The organism is Dyadobacter sp. BE31 (genome assembly GCF_031457695.1).
Taxonomy (GTDB): domain Bacteria; phylum Bacteroidota; class Bacteroidia; order Cytophagales; family Spirosomataceae; genus Dyadobacter.
In genome coordinates this window covers 144,505-162,991 of record NZ_JAVDXA010000006.1, presented here as the reverse complement: position 1 = coordinate 162,991, position 18,487 = coordinate 144,505, and the positions used below count along the sequence as shown (strand labels likewise).

Sequence of the window (18,487 nt, the reverse complement as noted above, 5' to 3'; positions counted from 1 at the left end):
CGGACAAGATTATGAAAAAGCACTACGCTACTATCATTGGAAGCACGGCCGCAATTGCGGCTTTTGCAATATTTCTGGTTCTCGCTTCGCTGGTCAGTAATCGAGAGAAGCAAACCTTCTCCATTCAACCGGAGATGTCGAAGCCTTCTTTGAAGAATGATCCGACGGGTAGCACATTAACCAGCATTCAAAACGAAATTGCGAAACGAGAGTATCACATTACTTTCGATTCAGCGCATCACGCATTGCAGAGCCCTAACCGGGTGCACAACCTGAGGGCCTATTACCGCCCCGGAAAGCTTTCCATTCAAAACCGCATCGACTCGATAGGTCAGAATTTTCGAATGGAGCTCGTCAATGAGGGAATCTATGCGGACGGACACCTAATCGCCAAAGCAGAATCGGACGCTGTTTCCCACAACAGTAACGACACGGTGGCAATCACACACCAGGGCTTCGCCGAAGAATTCATCAATAATCAGGCAGGTATCCGGCAGAACTTCATAATCGCCCGGGCGCCTGCACATACGGGGGAATTGTCCGTGCGCCTGTCATTATACGGCCTGCATGCGCGACAGCAGGATAGTGATCACTTAGTATTCTATTCCGATAATGGCGGCAAGCAAACCGATCGCCTCACATACAGCGACTTGAAATGCTGGGACGCGGATGGCAAGCCTCTTACTGCGGGTATTGTACTTTCCGGAAAGCAGATTGAAATCAATGTCGACGTGTCTAACGCAACCTACCCCGTCACCATCGACCCGATCATCGCCAATGGCAACCCTGCCAACGCTGACAAAACATTGGAGATTAACCAAACCTCTGCCTGGCTGGGCTTTTCGGTTTCCACCGCAGGCGACGTGAACGGAGACGGTTACAGCGACGTGCTCGTTGGCGCTCCCAAATACGACAACGGCCAGGCCGACGAGGGTGCCGCTTTCCTCTACCCCGGCACGGCGGGGGGGATCAGCCTCGCCGCTAAGGCACTGGAATTCAATCAAGCGGGTGCCCAAATGGGCTATTCCGTAAGCAACGCGGGCGACATTAATAAAGATGGTTATAGCGATGTATTAGTCGGCGCACCCTATTATGACTATACGCTGAGCAATCAGGGGGCAGTATTTGTCTATTATGGGAGTTCTCAGGGACTAAGCAATGGATCCGTTCAACCCTTATACACTTTTCAAGCAGAAGCGAATCTGGGGATTTCGGCGGCGGTCGCCGGCGACGTAAACAGTGATGGTTTTAGTGACATTTTAGTTGGTGCACATCAATACGATCACGGCGAAAATAATGAGGGAGCAGCCTTGCTTTACTACGGAACAGCCAATGGTCTGGGCACATTCGAACTACTGGAATGCAACCAGCCCGGCGCTATGATGGGCTTTGCCGTGGCAGGTGCGGGCGATGTGGATGGCGACGGGTTCAGCGATGTAGTGGCCGGAGCGCGGCTTTACAGTAACGGACAAGCCCTGGAAGGTGCCGCATTTGTTTTCAAAGGTTCGGCTAACGGAGTCGTAACGGCCAATCCGACGGTTATTGAAGGCAACCAGGCCGACGCCCGGCTCGGGCATGCGCTCTCGTCCGCAGGCGATGTGAACGGGGACGGCTTTTCTGATATTGCACTTGGTGCCTACCAATACGACAAGGGGAGCAGCAACGAAGGTGTTGTTATGATACATCTCGGCTCGGTCAATGGAGTCAGCACTGTTGCCTCTCAAACGCTTGAAAGCGATCAGATTGAAGCGCAGTTCGGTATTTCCGTGGCCTGTGCAGGTGATGTGAATGCGGATGGATTTGCAGATTTAATCGTCGGGGCCAGATACTACGACAAGGGACAGGTTAATGAAGGTGCGGCATTCATTTACCAGGGTTCTCAAAACGGACTCAATGCAACGCCGGTCTCGATTATGGAAAGCAATCAGGTTGACGCCTGGCTGGGTAGTGCCGTGGCTCCGGCTGGCGATGTGAATGGGGATGGATTCAGTGATGTGCTGGTGGGGAGTTATGCATTTGATCATGGGCAGACCGATGAGGGGAGTGTGTTTATTTGGTATGGGCAAGCCGCCAGTACAAATACTAATTTGAGAGAGCTGAACGGCTATCAGGACAACTACTGCAATTTTGGACAATCAGTCGCTAGTGCGGGCGATGTAAATGGAGACGGTTTCAGCGACATAATTGTCGGAGCTTCGGAATTCGACAGCGGACAGCCCAACTCGGGCGCGGCGTACATTTATTACGGTGCAGCATGGGGTATAGATGTTAATTCAGTTACGAAAATTGAACATATTCAGGGAAGCCATCTTTTGGGCTATTCAGTCTCGGGAGCGGGAGATATTAATGGGGACGGCTATTCTGATGTTATCATCGGAGATCCATCCTACTTCGTCAGTTGGGATGCGCAAAAAGGACTGATCGAGGGAGCGGCCCTAATTTTCTATGGGTCAAGCCAAGGCATCAACCCGAACACATTTTCTGTTTTAAAAAACGCAAATCAAACACAGTGTTCTTTTGGCTGGGTTGTTTCCAACGCTGGTGATGTGAATGGCGACGGTTATGATGATGTCGTTGTTGGCGACCCTAACTATGACAAACAATTTGACGAAGGGGCCGCATTTATTTATCATGGATCCAATCAAGGGATTACTACCGCACCCGCCTTCATCATAGAAGGTAACCAAAATGCAGAAGAGCTAGGGTTTTCTGCTGCGAGTGCCGGGGATGTGAACGGAGATGGTTTTGACGATATAATCGTTGGAGCACCTTTTTACAGCAACTCACAAACGTCGGAAGGAGCCGCACTAATATTTTACGGTTCTGTTTCGGGAGTGGGCAATACGAACACAACACTGGAAAACAATGTAAATCAAGCTTGGATGGGATACAGTGTATCGACTGCCGGAGATTTAAACGGCGACGGATATGGAGATATCATCGTTGGTTGTCCGACAACTCAAGCTGGTGAAGGCGCTGCTCTAACGTACTACGGCTCGTCCAGCGGTATAAATAATAATTCCTTGAAAACAATCCTAACGATTGGCGAACCGTCTTATTTCGGCAATTCCGTTTCCGCTGCCGGAGATTATAATGGAGACGGCTATGGAGATTTAATAGTTGGAGCTGTCAATTATTCCCTCACAAATGCAGGTTCTGCTTTTATGTATTTTGGATCGTTAACAGGAATATATTCACAAATTCCCGTCAAATTCGAAAGTAATACCGCAAATTCACAAATGGGAACATCTGTGGCCTATGCAGGTGATGCGAATGGAGATGGCTATTCTGACGTCATAGTAGGAGCCCCTTTTTCCAACAGCAAAGGCTCTGCTTTTCTTTATAAAGGTGGGAATGGCACTGATATCATTAACAACCTCCGCCTCTACAACACCGACCTCACAACCCCCATCAACCACACCCAATTCCCTCAACCCAACTTCGGCGCAGGTCTGTTCGCCAAATCCTTCACGGGCCGCAACAAAGGTAAGCTGGTATGGGAAACCAGGCCGACAGGACAAGGCTTTTCTAAGGGTAGCAACAACCGCATTACCAACAGTACCCAATCGACCAGTTCGCAAAACGCCTATTCGAACCTGGGTACCACAGGATTGGAGCTGAAAAATGTGATCGACAAGCAAGGGTCAGGTACCAAGGTGCGGGTACGTGTCAAATATGATCCGGTTTTGGCATTGACCGGGCAGTCTTATGGCCCCTGGCGGTATCTACCAGCCTACTTGATGGGCAATAGTACCAATCCTGTGCCGGACGAAGAAGGGAATGATTTATCGGAAGCTATCGAAAGGAAAGCTACCCATTTGGGTGAGGGTGAAGCATTGGAATCGGCTACGGTTTATCCGAACCCCGTTTCCAATCGGTTGAATATCGATTTCAAGGACAAAGACCACATCCAAAGTTTGAGAATCCTCACAGCAACCGGATCGGTGGTATATCAATCGAATGAGCTTCGATCATCCGTGGATGTGAGTAAACTTTCCGAAGGCGCTTATTTTCTGATCATCACCGAAACGGATGGCTCGCTCACCACCCGACAAATACTGATCCGCAGATAATACAAAAAAACTTCATAAATAAGGTTTAGATGTAATGCAAAAGGCGTCCGCGAGTTTCGCGAACGCCTTTTAGTTAAGTCCATACCAGTTTCAAAAGAAACTTTTCAGCAATGCATTACTCCCACAACTTCGAAGGATAAGCCCCTGCCTCATGCAATGCATTCAGCGATGCTTGCACCGATGGCTTGTCCTCGGGATAGGTAACCCCGAACCAGTCCGAAGCGATGCGGAACACGCGGCAATCGCCCAGGCCGCTTTTGATGATGTGCGTCATCACGGTCGGGATGTAGAATTCGGCTTTGGGGGTGTTGATATTTTCGCGGGCGTATTTTTCGAAGAGTTCTTTCGTGATCGGGAACATCGACGGTTTGAAGCCCCAGAAATTCATCGAAACCGGTGTTTCAGGCGCGAGCTCGGTGCGGGTTTCGCCCTCTTCGAAATAGATTACACCGTTTTCTTCAAAGATTTTGGTACGTTCCACCACGGATTCGAGGTTGTGGTCCTCGCGCTCCACGCATACGCCGCGTGAGACGGTGCCGTTTTCGGAAAGCGTGCGTTTCAGCTCGTAGCCAATCATAGCGTGCTGCTTGTCGTTGGTATCGGTTTGCAGGAACTTAGCCATGGTTTCGAATGCATCACGACCATAGAAATCGTCAGCGTTGATCACCGCAAACGGCGTGTCGGTTTGCTCCCAGGCGCAAAGGGTAGCATGGCCTGTACCCCAAGGTTTGGTACGCTCCACGGCGCCGAGGTCTTCGGGAACGTAGGATTGAACACCCTGGATCGCGAAGTCGAAGTCGATTTTACCTTTGAGTTTCGGGGCAAAAATCGCTTCGGCGCTGTCTTTGATCTCCTGGCGTACGATAAATACTACTTTTCCAAAACCTGCGCGAATGGCGTCGTATAAAGAATAATCGATGATGGTTTCTCCGTTGGGACCGAACTGGTCGAGCTGCTTGATACCTCCGTACCTGCTACCGATGCCGGCAGCCAAAATCAAAAGAGTTGGTTTCATTCAAATGGATTTAAACGTTCCTTTAATGCGGTGTGTAAAAGACGGTTCAAAATAAACCCATTCAAAACGATAAAAAAAACGCGCTCCGGGTTTCGGAGCGCGTTTTTTCAAAATAAAATATTTTAATAATTTAATTATACCGCGAAGCTCTCGCCGCATCCGCAAGTGCGGGTGGCGTTGGGATTGATGAACTGAAAGCCTTTTCCGTTCAGCCCGTCGGTAAAATCGAGGGTCGTTCCGGCCAAGTATAGGAGGCTCTTTTTGTCTACGATAATCTTCACTCCTTTATCCTCAAAAACCATATCGTTCGGCTTCGACTCGGTGTTGAATTCGAGGTTGTATGTGAGACCCGAACAACCGCCGCCCAGCACGCCGACGCGAATCTGATAATCGTCGTCAAAACCGTCAGCCTTGCGGAGTTCTACAATTTTGTTTTTGGCTGTATCGCTTACCGTAACCATTTTTCTAATGTTTTATTACCTGTCCAAATTAACGTTTTAACCGAACCTGAAAGTTCACATTGTGGTCGAAAACACGTAATTCACCCCCGGTCATTACTCGCGGCAGGTTGTGATTTCAGGAAAAATCGCATAGCGATGTAATATTGGTAGTCAGAAGGTCGCGCATCCCCCGTTCCACCACGACCCATTCACCCATTCCCCGTTCCACGGCTCATTCAATCATTCACTCATTCCCCGTTCCACGGCGGATCATTGTAATATCACCGCCCCGCCCTGGTTAATGCCTGAAACGTGCACGGCCGATTCAATTCCAGCACTCGCAAACCGCTCCTGCATGGCTTTTCCGGCATTCTGCGCATTCTCAATGCCGCGGCTAAGCGCAAACATCGATGGTCCGGCTCCGGAAATACTGCATCCCAGCGCGCCATTGGAAATAGCTGCCTGCTTTACGTCTTTAAACTCTGGGATGAGGATCGAACGAACGGGTTCGATGATCACATCCACCATCGAGCGGCTGATCAGGTCATAGTCCGCTTTCATCAGTCCGGCTACCAGACCTGCCACATTGCCCATTTGGGCGATTGTATTTTTCAGGGAAACCTCGTTGCGTAAAATGAAGCGTGCATCTTTGGTATTGATCTCGATATCAGGATGCACAAGTGTACAATACAGGTCATCAGGAACCGGTATTGTGAAGATATCCAGCGGATTGTAGCTGCGGATCACGACAAAACCGCCCAAAAGCGATGGCCCGACATTATCCGCATGTGCCGAACCGGACGCAATGCGCTCGCCTTCCATCGCGAACGGCAACAATTCTTTCCGGCTCAACGGGTTACCCAGCAATTCATTCATCGCCACCACACCCGCCACCGCACTCGCCGCGCTCGATCCCATTCCGCTGCCAAGCGGCATATTTTTACGCAAAACCACTTCGCAACCCAGGTCTTTGATCCCCAGGTGTTTGAGTAAAGCCAGCATCACCACCGTAACTGAATTCTTCTCAGCCTGCCGCGGCAAGCGCCCCTCATCACCCGTAATTTCCGTAATGACAACGCCCGGCTCATCCCGCTTGGTCAACTCAACGGTGTCCCCCGGCTCCTGAATGGCAAACCCGAAAATATCAAATCCACACGACACATTAGCGACTGTCGCCGGCGCAAAAGCTTTTACTGAATTCACTGTAAATGGTTGTTTTCTATCCCAAATAGCTACTGATACTCATGATATCCGCGAACACGCCGGAAGCGGTCACTTCCGCACCGGCGCCCGGGCCTTTGATCACAAGCGGGCGGTCCTTATAACGTTCCGTAGTGAAGGACACGATGTTGTCGCTGCCGGAAAGCGTGTAAAACGGATGCGAGGCGTCCACGGTTTTAAGCTCAATGGTGGCTTTGCCGTTTTCGAGCGCTGCGATGTAACGCAGTTTCTCGCCCCGGGCTTCGGCTGCCGCCTGCATATCTGCGAAGAATGCGTTGGAGATTTCCAATTCTTCGAAGAACGCGTCCACTGTCGGTGCATTCAGGCAGTTTCCGGGCAGGATTTGTGAGATTTTCACATCTTCCGGCTCCAATGCCACGCCTACTTCTCGCGAAAGAATCAGGATTTTCCGCCCTACGTCGGCGCCGCTGAGGTCGTCGCGTGGGTCGGGCTCGGTGAAACCTTTGGCTTTGGCTTCTTTCACGACATCCACAAAGCGGTTTTCCCCGCCGAAATTGTTGAATATATAGGATAGCGTTCCCGAAAGGATCGCTTCGATTTTCAGGAATTTGTCGCCGCTCGCCATCAATCCCTGGATGGTATTGATAATCGGCAGACCCGCACCAACGTTGGTTTCGTACAGGAACTTCACGCCGCGCTGCAATGCGGTGCGCTGCAAGGCGATGTATTCCGAATAACTGCCGGAGTTGGCCACTTTATTAGGGGTAACAACGCTAATGCTGGCATCGAGCAGCATGTGGTAATACTGTACAATGTCCTTGTCGGAAGTACAATCTACGAAAACGCTGTTCGGGAGGTTGAGCTCGATCATACGCTGCACGAATGCGGGCAGGCTCGTTTTCACGCCTTCGTCCATCACGCGGTCACGCCAGTTTTCGGGCTTGATACCGTCCGGATCGAGGAGCATTTTTTTGGTATTGGACAAACCGGCGATGTTCAGGTTCAGGAGCTTTTCCTCCCGCAGATACTGCGTCTGGTTTCGGATCTGCTCGATCAGCGTGCCGCCAATCAGCCCTACACCCACAATAAACAGGTTCAGCGAACGCGTTTCCGATTGGAAGAATACACCGTGAATTGCGTTCAGCGCTTTGGAAAGGTCGCTTTTAGAAATAACCACCGAAATATTCAGCTCGGAAGAGCCCTGTGCGGTAGCCACCACGTTGATACCGTTTTTACCCAAAGCCGAGAACAGCTTACCCGAGATACCGGTATTTTTCTTCATCCCCTCTCCCACAATGGCGACGATCGACAGGTTTTTCTCGACAGAAATACCATCGATATGCCCCAGACCGATCTCCGTCGCAAACTCTTTTTCGAGCACGTCGATCGCCTTTTGCGCATTCTTCGGATCAATGGAGAAACAGATTGAATGCTCCGACGAAGCCTGCGAAATGAGGATTACGCTGATAGCATTGTTGGAAAGGGCAGTAAACAAACGTCCGGAAATACCGGCAACGCCTATCATCCCGCTGCCCTGGATATTCACAAGCGCGATCTCGTCAATCGACGAAATCCCGGTGATCACATACTCCTTACCGTTAGCGGATTTCTGAACGAACGTTCCTTCAAAATCCGTATTGAAAGTATTGAGCACTTTCAGCGTGATGTTTTTGGCAAATGCCGGCTGCAAACTCGGCGGGTAAATCACCTTCGCACCGAAATGCGACAGTTCCATCGCTTCCGCATACGAAATGGATGGAATCGTGAATGCATTAGCTACTTTGCGTGGGTCGGCCGTCATCATCCCGTCGACGTCCGTCCAGATTTCGATCGAGTCTGCTTCCAGCGCGGCACCCAGGATGGATGCCGTGTAGTCGGAGCCGCCGCGGCCGAGCGTCGTGGTTACGCCCTCGGCAGTCGATGCGATGAAGCCGGTGACACATTGCAGCGCCGGGCTTTTCGCGAAATGCTCTAATATTAAATGATTGGTAACTTCAAAATTGACATCCCCCATGCCGTAGGTGGCATTGGTGCGGATCACCTGGCGCGCGTCGCAGAACTCGGCGGCGACGCCTTTGCTTTTGAGGATTTCGGTAATCACCAGCGTCGAAAGCCGCTCGCCGAAGCTCATAATGAGGTCAAGCGTGCGTTCGGACAGTTCGCGGATCCAGGAAACACCGCGCAGAATGTCTTCCAGTTCGTTGAAAAGGCCGCGTACAGCTGCAAATGTGCTGCTCTGGTTCTTTACCGGGATCAGCCCGCGCACGACCGCGAAATGCCTTTCCTCTACGCCCTTCAAAAATTCGACATATTCCGTATTGCCGGCGGCTGCCATTTTCCCGATTTCGATGAGCCTGTTCGTAACCCCGCCCATGGCAGAAAAAACGACCGTGATACGCTCGCCTTTTGACAGATTTTCTTCGAGGATACTGATTACCGTTTTGATACTGTCGACCGATCCGACAGAGGTGCCGCCAAATTTAAGAACCTTCATTTAAAGCTATATTCGAAATATGCGAATGTGAACGGCACAGGGCCGCTCATTTTGAACAGAATGCAAATATAGTAATTCAAACGCCGCTTACTTTCAATAATACCCCTAAATGCAGGCGGCTCCGGCGAATTAACCCGGCTGCCGGAACCGCCCACCATCGGTATCCCTCACCCTCAGTCAGTTGCCGACCGGTGTAACTTCATATAAACATCTCTTTTTAAAATATTAAATTTTAAATAAAATCACTTTTATCGCCGAATATTTTATTAAAACATTTTTTCTCGAACAGATATTTTTTGAAATTAATTAAAAATAGAAGATTCTTCTGTTTTCAATTAGGTTACCTAACTGTTTCACTCCATTACTTAATCAATTATGAAGAAAGTCTTTACATTAGGCTTCTTATGGATCTTGCTGTTCCTCGCCGGAGCAGGTTTTGCACAAGACCTGAGCATCAAAGGCAAAGTGCAATCGGCCGACGGGTACCTTCCCGGGGCCAGCATCCTCATCAAGGGCACGAGCCGTGGCAGCACCACGGACGCCAACGGCGACTTTACCCTAAGTGCGCCGGCCAATGCAACCCTCGTCGTTTCGTTTATCGGCTACAAAACAATGGAAATCCCGGTGGGCTCAAAGACCGTGTTCGACATTACGCTCGAAAACGACGCGACGCAGTTCAACGAGATCGTCGTAACCGCACTCGGTATTGCCCGCGAAAAAAAGGCGTTGGGCTACGCTGTGCAGGAAGTAAGCGGCAAAACACTCACGCAAGCGCGGGAGACCAACTTGGTTAATTCACTTTCGGGCCGCCTGGCGGGTGTGCAGGTGACCAATTCCAATGGAGCGCCGGGTTCCTCGTCGCGGATGATCATTCGCGGGGCAAGCTCCATCGGCAGCAACAACCAGCCGCTGTTTGTCGTGGACGGCGTACCGGTGGATAACAGCAACTTCGGCTCGGGAACGGGGATCGATTACGGTAATGCGGCAGCATCGATCAACCCGGATGACGTGGAGTCCATCAACGTATTGAAAGGGCCCAGTGCGGCGGCACTTTATGGCTCGCGCGGGGCAAATGGGGTGGTGTTGATCACGACCAAAAGCGGTAAGGGTACGAAAGGTATCGGGGTTTCTTTTAATTCCAATACGGCATTCGAATCGCCGTTCCGCCTTCCGAAATGGCAGAATGAATACGGCCAGGGCGCAAAAGGATTGTTCTCGTACGTGGACGGAACCGGTGCGGGTGTGAACGACGGTGTGGATGAAAGCTGGGGCCCGAAACTCGACGGCCGCCTGCTGCCCCAGTTCGATTCGCCGATCGCCGCCGACGGCACACGCACGCCTACGCCGTGGATCGCGCATCCCGATAATGTGGACAAATTTTTCGAAACCGGCCGCACATTAACCAACAACGTGGCCATTACCGGCGCGAACGACAAAGGAGATTTCCGTCTTTCGTTCACCGACCTCGACCAGACGGGTATTTTACCTAATACCAATTACAAACGCCGCACGGTATCACTGAACGCCGGCTGGAATCTCACCAAAAAGCTCAGCATTCGCGCCACGGGTAATTATGTAAACGACGGCAGCGATAACCGCAACAACTTCGGGCTGTACTTCATCTGGTTTGGCCGCCAGGTAGATATGGATAAATTGAAAGACTACCACAAGCCCGGCAGCATTTACCAATACAACTGGAACGACAACTACTGGACTAACCCGTACTACCTGCTGAACGAGAGCACGCGCGCCAACGAACGCGACAGGCTGTACGGCAATATGTCGGCGACCTACAAGTTTACCGATTGGCTGAGCCTCACTGCCCGCACTGGCACCGACTTTTATGAAGATCGCCGCAAGACCAAAACCGCGGCACGTCAGGCGAAAATCGGGGCGTCGGCATTGTATGATGCTTATAATGAAGAACAAATATTCGTCCGCGAGTCCAACTCGGACTTCCTCCTGAATGCGACGCACAAGTTCGGCGAATTTGATATCACAGCCAACATCGGCGGTAACCACCGCAGCAACTACGCGCAGCGCAATTACATGGGTGCGACCGAACTCGCGATCCCACGTGTGTACAACCTGGGTAACTCGCGCCAGCGCCCGGTGACAGAGAACAGTTTCATCCGGAAAAATGTAAACAGTCTTTATGCTTCGGCCAACCTCGGTTTCCGCAATTACCTGTTTGTGGATCTGACGGCCCGTAACGACTGGTCGAGCTCGCTGCCGAGCGACAATCGCTCCTATTTCTACCCTTCTGCGGCTGTAAGTGCAATCATTACCGACATTTTCGACGTAAAATCTCCGGTGTTGTCGTTTGCGAAACTTCGTGCGGGCTGGGCGCGCGTGGGTAACGATACCGACCCGTACCGTTTGGCAAGTACTTATAAATACGAAAACCCCTGGGGCAGCACGCCGAGCCTTTCGGAAAACAATGCACTGCTGAATGCCAACCTGAAACCCGAGCTTACCTCTTCTTATGAGATCGGAACGGATATTCGTTTGTGGCAAAACCGCATTGGCCTGGACATTACTTACTATAAAAAGGTCTCTTCCAACCAGATCCTCGATGTAAACATTTCCAATGCAACCGGTTATCTGTCGAAACTGCTGAATGCGGGTAAGATCGAGAACCAGGGTATTGAAATCCAATTGACGGCTTCGCCCGTTAAGACCGAGGCTTTTGAATGGCAAGTAGGTTTAAACTGGGCACGGAACAAGAACAAAGTCGTTTCGCTAGCCAACAACCTTACCACCTATCAGCTGAACACCAGCTATAACCCACTGACGCAGACTACCTCTACCAACAGCTTCCGTGGCCTTTCTGTGGAAGCGCGTGTGGGCCAGCCTTATGGTACATTCTTTGGAAAAGGCTTCCTGCGTGCTCCGGACGGCCAGATCGTTTACGACGCTCAAGGTTACCCGATGCTCGAATCGTCGAGCCGCGTGCTGGGTAACTTCACACCCGACTGGATTGGCGGCTTCTCGAACACATTCCGTTACAAAAACCTGTCGTTGAGCACGTTGATCGACGTAAAACACGGCGGCGATATCTTCTCGCAATCGATCAACATCGGCCGCTACACCGGAGTACTGGCAGAAACTACCCTGGGACGCGAAGATGGTATTGTTGGCCAGGGCGTAGTGAACAAAGGCACCGCGGCGGCGCCGGAATATGTTCCGAACGAAAAACGCATCAGCTCCGAAGAGTACCATCACAAATATTACCTGCTGACAAACAACGAGAATACCATTTTCGACGCGAGCTATGTGAAGCTGCGCGAAGTGAAGCTGACTTACATGCTTTCGGGGCAGGTGTTCAAGAAACTGCCGTTCCGCGACATTGCGATTTCGGTCGTAGGCCGCAACCTGGCGCTCCTGAAAAGCAACCTGCCGCACATCGATCCTGAAACGAGCTACTACAACGACGGTAACCTGCAAGGCATCGAAAACGGGCAGATCCCGACGACCAGAACGGTTGGTTTCAACATCAGCTTCAACCTGTAAGCCATTATCCTAACTGATTACAAGCATGAAAAGCATCATACGTTCATTCAAATCCAAAACCCTGCTGGCGGCATCCATCGTTTGCCTGTCGGCCTGCACGGGTGATTTCGACGAAGTAAATACCAACAACAACAGCGCCGCTACCGGCACCGCAGACCTCTTCCTGCCTCATGGCATTCAGAGCGCTGTGGATTTATATTGGGGCGGCTCCATCGGCCAGGATATCGGCGACGGTTTCTCGCAGCATTGGGCGCGCATTCAGTACACGGATATCGACCAGTACACCGTTTCGGCGGATGTTTACACTACCGGCTGGCAGACGCTCTACATCGAGTCGCTCGCTGATTTCCAGCGCATCATGAAGATTTCCGAAGAATCGGGCAATACTAATTACAAGGCCGTGGCCATGGTTATGCGCTCCTGGGCATTCCTGCTGCTTACCGACATTTACGGCGACATTCCCTACACTGACGCGTTGCAGGGCCTGGACGATAAGCTTTTGCCCAAATACGACGCACAGAAGAATGTGTACGCCGGCATCGTGGCAGAGCTGAAAACCGCCAACGACCTGATCGACGTGAACGACAAGAGCAAGGCCATTGCAGGCGATATTCTTTTCAATGGTAACCTCACCAAGTGGAAGAAATTCGCCAACTCGCTGAGCCTCCGCGTGCTTGCGCGCATGATCGACAAAGCCGACGCGCCCATCGACGTAAAATCGGAGGTTACCCGCATTCTGAGCGACCCGGCCAAATACCCCGTGATGGAGGCAGTGGCGGATAATATCCAGCTCAACTACCTCGACGCTACGAACAACAACAACCCGATTAACCAGAACCGCAAAACCCGCGACGACCATCGCGTGAGTGCGACTTTGGTGAACAAACTCGCTGCATTGAACGACGGGCGGCTGGCTGTTTATGCCAACAAACCCGCTGATGGCGGCGATTACAAGGGTGTTCCAAACGGCCTATCGTCATCGGACGCGAATGCGCTAGGGCTTTCCAAAACTTCGAAAGTTGGCGATTACTTCGTGGCGGCGACCGCTCCGGGCGTGATCATGAGCTACGCCGAATTGCTTTTCCTGAAAGCGGAATTTGCATACAAAGGCATCGCAGCGGCAGGTACAGCCTCTAAAAATTATGCGGACGGCATTACCGCGTCATTTGCACAATACAAACTAACGGTACCGGAAGCCTACCTGACAGCGAACGCCCTGAAAACAGGCACAGAAGCATTTACTCAGATCATGGAGCAGAAATGGATCGCGCTCTTCGGCCAGGGTGTAGAAGCCTGGACCGAGTTCCGCCGGACCGGCATTCCTGCCCTTTCCCCTCCTGTTTTGAATACCAACGGTAATGTCATTCCAACGCGGCTGTCTTACCCGGGCTCGGAAGAATCGCTGAACTACGAGAATTTTTCAGCGGCCCTCACCGCCCAGGGAGGCAAGAATGACATGAAAATGAAGCTTTGGTTTGCCAAATAATGCAGTACCAAATGCGCCGAAAAAGCAAAACGGGTCGGATGCGTGCGGCATCCGGCCCGTTTTCTTGCTAATATGGGATATGAATTAAAATGAAATCCCTAGCCCGGCACCGATGTTCGCCACCCCTACAAACCGCTTTTCATTAATCGGAATGCCTACTTCGGGATAGTTGCCCACACGCACATTCACGGCTACGTTTTTTAACTCGGCTTCGGTTGCGAGGAAGTCGCCCGACAGGTGGAAATACAATGGCCCGGCAATCGGCAAACGCAAGCTTGCACCGGCGCCTACACCGAAACCGCTGGTAGAAGCGGGGCTCAAATGCACGAGTATTTGGTTTTCACCGGATTGGAAAGTGCCTACCATGTCCACAGTAGGAGAAGTAACTTTCACATAACCGCCTTGCACGTGCCCTTCCAGTTGCACCCTTCCGAAATTGAGGAAAATCGCTGGCCCTGCCATGATCGCATTGAATTTCCAGCGCGATACCTTCGTGTCCCAGGTATGTGAAGTCGTTTCATTGATGAATCCTTTGATTTCTTCCACGCGGAGGTCCGCAATGTCTACGATCGGCTGCGGGCGCGTCGTGTTCTTGTTCATACTTCCAGAAAACTTCAATCCAAACCAGCGCGCAATGCGGAAATCATAATTCACCTGACCATAATATCCTGAACCTGTCAGACCTGCGAAAGGGTCGTTCAGTTTTTCCCTGGCAAGCTCCCCTACCGGCAAGCTGTACCCGGCAGTAACCGAAAAGAAGGACCGGTTATCGTTTTGTGCCTCTGCATCGAGCTGCGTAAATAGGAAAAGTGCAAAAACAAGGATAGAGAAACGTTGGCTGATTTTCATGAATATGGCTGGTTTGTGAGAAGAACTAGTACGTGAAACGAAATTTCCAGCTAAGGTAACATGAAACATCCCCGATTTATTACATTTTGATTTCACGACTTAGTTTGGGGAAATTTTATCAACACAATGTTATATAAATCGCTCAAAAAGTGCTGAATCCGCGCTGGTATGGAAATGGTAAGGGTTATTTCAAACTAAATCATTCAACCCATGAACAGGCAAGAAACAGATAAGGAAGCAAGGGCCACCAAGAACGTGAAAAACGTATGGAAGTGGATCGTCGGCATCGGTATCGTTCTTTCGCTGATCGCCTGGTTTGGCGGCTTCTTTAACCATGATAGAAATCTGTCGGGCCAGGCGGATAACCCGGCCGATCAGGGCACCACTGCTGTCGACAGCATTGCTTCCGATACCGCAGGTACACCGCTGCGTTCCGATACGGTTTATGAGCACGTGCGCGGTACCCAATAGGCGTTACTTGATCAGTGCATCGTATAAAATTTCGACAGGGTGCATCGCTTTGCGCCCTGTGCCGTCCTTAATCTGATGGCGACAACTCGTCCCGGCAGCCGCGATGATCACCTCTTCGGGCTGCTGCCGGACAGTTGGGAACAGCACCAGTTCCCCGATCTGCATCGACACTTCGAAATGTTCCTCCTCATAGCCAAACGACCCCGCCATTCCACAACAACCCGACGGTATCAGCTGAACGTGGTAGTTCTCCGGCAATTGCAATGCCTTTTTAGAAGCAGTTAAAGTCGAAAGCGCTTTCTGGTGGCAATGCCCGTGCAGCTTAATCAGCTGGTTTTTCCCCACAAATGCGCTTTTCTGAATGCGTTTGGCATCCATTTCGCGAGCGACGAATTCCTCAAAAAGCAACGCATTCTCTGCGACTTTCTGGGCATTGCCCCTTTCGTTTTCCCCTACCAGATCCACATATTCATCCCGGAACGACAGAATTGCAGACGGCTCGATGCCTACCAGCGGCGCATCGTAAGTGATTTTGTCTTTCAGCAAAGCCACATTCCGGATCGCCAGTTTCTGCGCTTCTTTCACAAAACCTTTGGACAAATACGAGCGTCCCGATTCCAAATGCTCAGGAATAATGACCTCGTAACCCAGTTTTTCAAGCAACAGTACCGCCTTTTTCCCTACCTCAGCATCATTATAGTTGGTAAACTCATCACAAAACAGGTATACCCTGCGCGAGTGCGGCGCAACCGCCGGCTTGTTCCGCTGATGTTTTTCCCACCAGCTTTTCAGCGTCTCCGCATCGAGTTTCGGCATAGACCGTTCGGGGTGGAAACCCACCATTTTATTGGCGATGCGTCGCAGCGCGGGCGTTCCGAATATGCCATTGAACGCCCACGGGGCGATCGAGGCCAGTTTCATTTGGTTTGAAAACTGTGCGATCAGCTTGCTGCGCAAGGGCACGCCGTGCGTTTCATAATATTGCTGCGTGAATTCTGCCTTCATTTTGCCGATATCTACGCTGGAAGGGCATTCCGATTTACATCCTTTGCAGGACAAGCAAAGGTCGAGAACCTCTTTCACCATTTCCTGGCTCGTTGCCGGAGCGGTTTCAGGGGTAAGGTATTGCCTCAGAATATTCGCCCGGGCTCGCGTGGTATCGCGCTCGCTGCGCGTCGCCATGTAGCTGGGGCACATCGTACCGCCCGTGAGCTCGGTTTTACGGCAATCGCCGGAGCCGCTGCATTTTTCAGCGAGGCGGAGAATGCCTTCTTGTCTTGAAAAATCAAATATGGTCTCGATTTGTGGATTCGGCTTATCCTGCCCGTAGCGCAGGAACTCATTCATCGGCGGCGTATCCACGATTTTGTTGGCATTAAAAACGCCATCCGGATCCCAGATCCGCTTCACCTGCCTGAACATTTCGTACACCTCTTCCCCCATCATGAAAGGGATAAACTCCCCGCGCAAGCGGCCGTCGCCATGCTCACCCGACAATGCGCCATTGTATTTTTTCACGAGAACGGCGGTGTCCGCCAGCACGTCGCGGAATTGCTGTTTCCCTTCACTCGTTTTGAGGTTGATCATCGGCTCCACGTGCAGCTCACCCGCTCCCGCGTGGGCATAGTACGAGGCGCTCAGCCCATGTTTGTGCAGCAATACCTCCAATTCTTCGATATATGCGGGCAGATCTTCCACGGCTACCGCGCAATCTTCGATCAGGTTCACCGGCTGGGTATCGCCCGGCAGGTTACGGATCAGCCCGAGACCAGCTTTGCGAATATCCCAGGCCTTGTTGGCGTCATCCCCGAACAGCAGCGGATAGGCGTATCCGAGGTTTTCGGCCTGCAACTGCGCGATTAATGCGGCAACTTTTTGCTCCACCTCCTCTTTGGCAACGCCCCAGAACTCGACCATCAGCATCGCCGCCGGGTCGCCTTGCATGAAAAAGCGGTTTTGAGAGTACACATTATGGTTTTTGGTAAAATCCATAATGTACTTGTCTACCAGCTCCGAGGCTTTGGGATCGTGCTGCATGGCCACGCGGTTCGCGTGCAGCGCTTCCGCCAGCGAGCCCGTATGCACGCACACGACGCCCACGGCCGCAGGCGGGGCATCCACCAATGCGATTTTCGCCTCGGTAACGAAGCACAATGTGCCTTCCGAACCGGCAATGAGGTTACAGAGGTTGATATTTCCCTTTTCAAAATTCCGCACCAATGCATCCAGCGCGTAACCGGAGTTCCGGCGGGTGACGGTCGGTTTTGGAAATTGTTTTTTAATTAAATCCTGGTCAATAGGGTTCGATATCAGGCCGAACATACCCGCCAGGATCGATTGCAGGCGCTGGCCTTTGAGCTGCTTTTCCCGAATCTCTTTGGTAAAGTCGGCGATGGTCTGCTCACTGAAAACCGCCTCAGAACCATCGGAAAGCAGCACTTTCACTTCCAGCAAATGGTCGCGCGTGGCGCCCCAGGTGATGGAATGCAGCCCGCACGAGTTGTTACCGATCATCCCGCCGATCATCGCGCGGCTGGCGGTGGAAGTTTCCGGGCCGAAAAGCAGGCCGTAAGGTGCGAGGTGCTTGTTCAGATCGTCGCGGATCACCCCCGGCTGAACCCGCACCCATTTTTCGTCCGCGTTCACTTCGATAATTTGGCGGAAATGCTTCGAAATATCGACCACAACCCCCTTTCCTACCACTTGCCCGGCCAGCGAGGTTCCGGCTGCGCGGGGAATCAATGTCACTTTATTGGTTTGGGCAAAATCGATCAGCGCACGGATATCCTCCACGGTTTTCGGCAAAGCCACCGCCACCGGCATTTCCTGGTAAACCGATGCGTCGGTGGCGTAAACTGTGCGCTGTGCTGTGTGGAGCGTGGAATTGTCGAAATACAATTCACCCTCAAACCGGGCGCGGAGGGTATTGAACTGAAATTGTGAAACGCGGGTCATGGGAACAAT

General features: G+C 51.6%; 10 protein-coding genes. 4 read left to right on the top strand and 6 right to left on the bottom strand.

Annotated elements, in window-relative coordinates; genetic code table 11:
• The first annotated feature begins 11 nt into the window (after positions 1-11).
• Entirely contained in the window at positions 12-4,073 is a 4,062-nt protein-coding gene (locus J2Y43_RS26275; RefSeq protein WP_309989942.1) for an FG-GAP-like repeat-containing protein, read from the top strand.
• 115 nt (positions 4,074-4,188) lie between these two features.
• On the opposite strand, the gene J2Y43_RS26270 is transcribed toward J2Y43_RS26275, so the two are convergent.
• From J2Y43_RS26270 to thrA, 4 genes are all read right to left on the bottom strand, one after another.
• Positions 4,189-5,088, bottom strand: coding sequence for a sugar phosphate nucleotidyltransferase (locus tag J2Y43_RS26270; protein WP_309989945.1), 900 nt, complete (start codon positions 5,086-5,088; stop codon positions 4,189-4,191).
• 134 nt (positions 5,089-5,222) lie between these two features.
• A complete protein-coding gene (locus J2Y43_RS26265; protein ID WP_309989948.1) occupies positions 5,223-5,549 on the bottom strand; it encodes an iron-sulfur cluster assembly accessory protein in 327 nt (108 codons plus the stop codon).
• Between the two features lie 249 nt (positions 5,550-5,798).
• The gene (locus J2Y43_RS26260; RefSeq protein ID WP_309989951.1) at positions 5,799-6,731 is read right to left on the bottom strand and encodes a homoserine kinase; all 933 of its coding nucleotides are present in this window, start codon (positions 6,729-6,731) and stop codon (positions 5,799-5,801) included.
• Positions 6,732-6,747: 16 nt separating this feature from the next.
• Positions 6,748-9,204, bottom strand: coding sequence for a bifunctional aspartate kinase/homoserine dehydrogenase I (thrA, locus tag J2Y43_RS26255; RefSeq protein WP_309989954.1), 2,457 nt, complete (start codon positions 9,202-9,204; stop codon positions 6,748-6,750).
• A 375-nt stretch (positions 9,205-9,579) separates the two neighbouring features.
• Here thrA and J2Y43_RS26250 point away from each other — a divergent pair, with 375 nt between their 5' ends.
• Positions 9,580-12,717, top strand: a complete 3,138-nt coding sequence (locus J2Y43_RS26250) for a SusC/RagA family TonB-linked outer membrane protein (RefSeq protein WP_309989957.1) — start codon at positions 9,580-9,582, stop codon at positions 12,715-12,717.
• Positions 12,718-12,742: 25 nt separating this feature from the next.
• Positions 12,743-14,203, top strand: coding sequence for a SusD/RagB family nutrient-binding outer membrane lipoprotein (locus J2Y43_RS26245; RefSeq protein ID WP_309989960.1), 1,461 nt, complete (start codon positions 12,743-12,745; stop codon positions 14,201-14,203).
• An 84-nt stretch (positions 14,204-14,287) separates the two neighbouring features.
• Here the strand turns inward: J2Y43_RS26245 and J2Y43_RS26240 are convergent, their stop codons facing one another.
• On the bottom strand, positions 14,288-15,052 hold the full coding sequence (locus J2Y43_RS26240) for a hypothetical protein (RefSeq protein ID WP_309989963.1): 765 nt from the start codon (positions 15,050-15,052) through the stop codon (positions 14,288-14,290).
• A 210-nt stretch (positions 15,053-15,262) separates the two neighbouring features.
• Between J2Y43_RS26240 and J2Y43_RS26235 the strand changes: the two genes are divergently transcribed.
• On the top strand, positions 15,263-15,523 hold the full coding sequence (locus J2Y43_RS26235; protein ID WP_106597568.1) for a hypothetical protein: 261 nt from the start codon (positions 15,263-15,265) through the stop codon (positions 15,521-15,523).
• Positions 15,524-15,526: 3 nt separating this feature from the next.
• Here the strand turns inward: J2Y43_RS26235 and J2Y43_RS26230 are convergent, their stop codons facing one another.
• Positions 15,527-18,478: an FAD-linked oxidase C-terminal domain-containing protein gene (locus tag J2Y43_RS26230; protein WP_309989965.1), complete on the bottom strand. Its 2,952-nt coding sequence runs from the start codon at positions 18,476-18,478 to the stop codon at positions 15,527-15,529.
• Between the last annotated feature and the right edge of the window lie 9 nt (positions 18,479-18,487).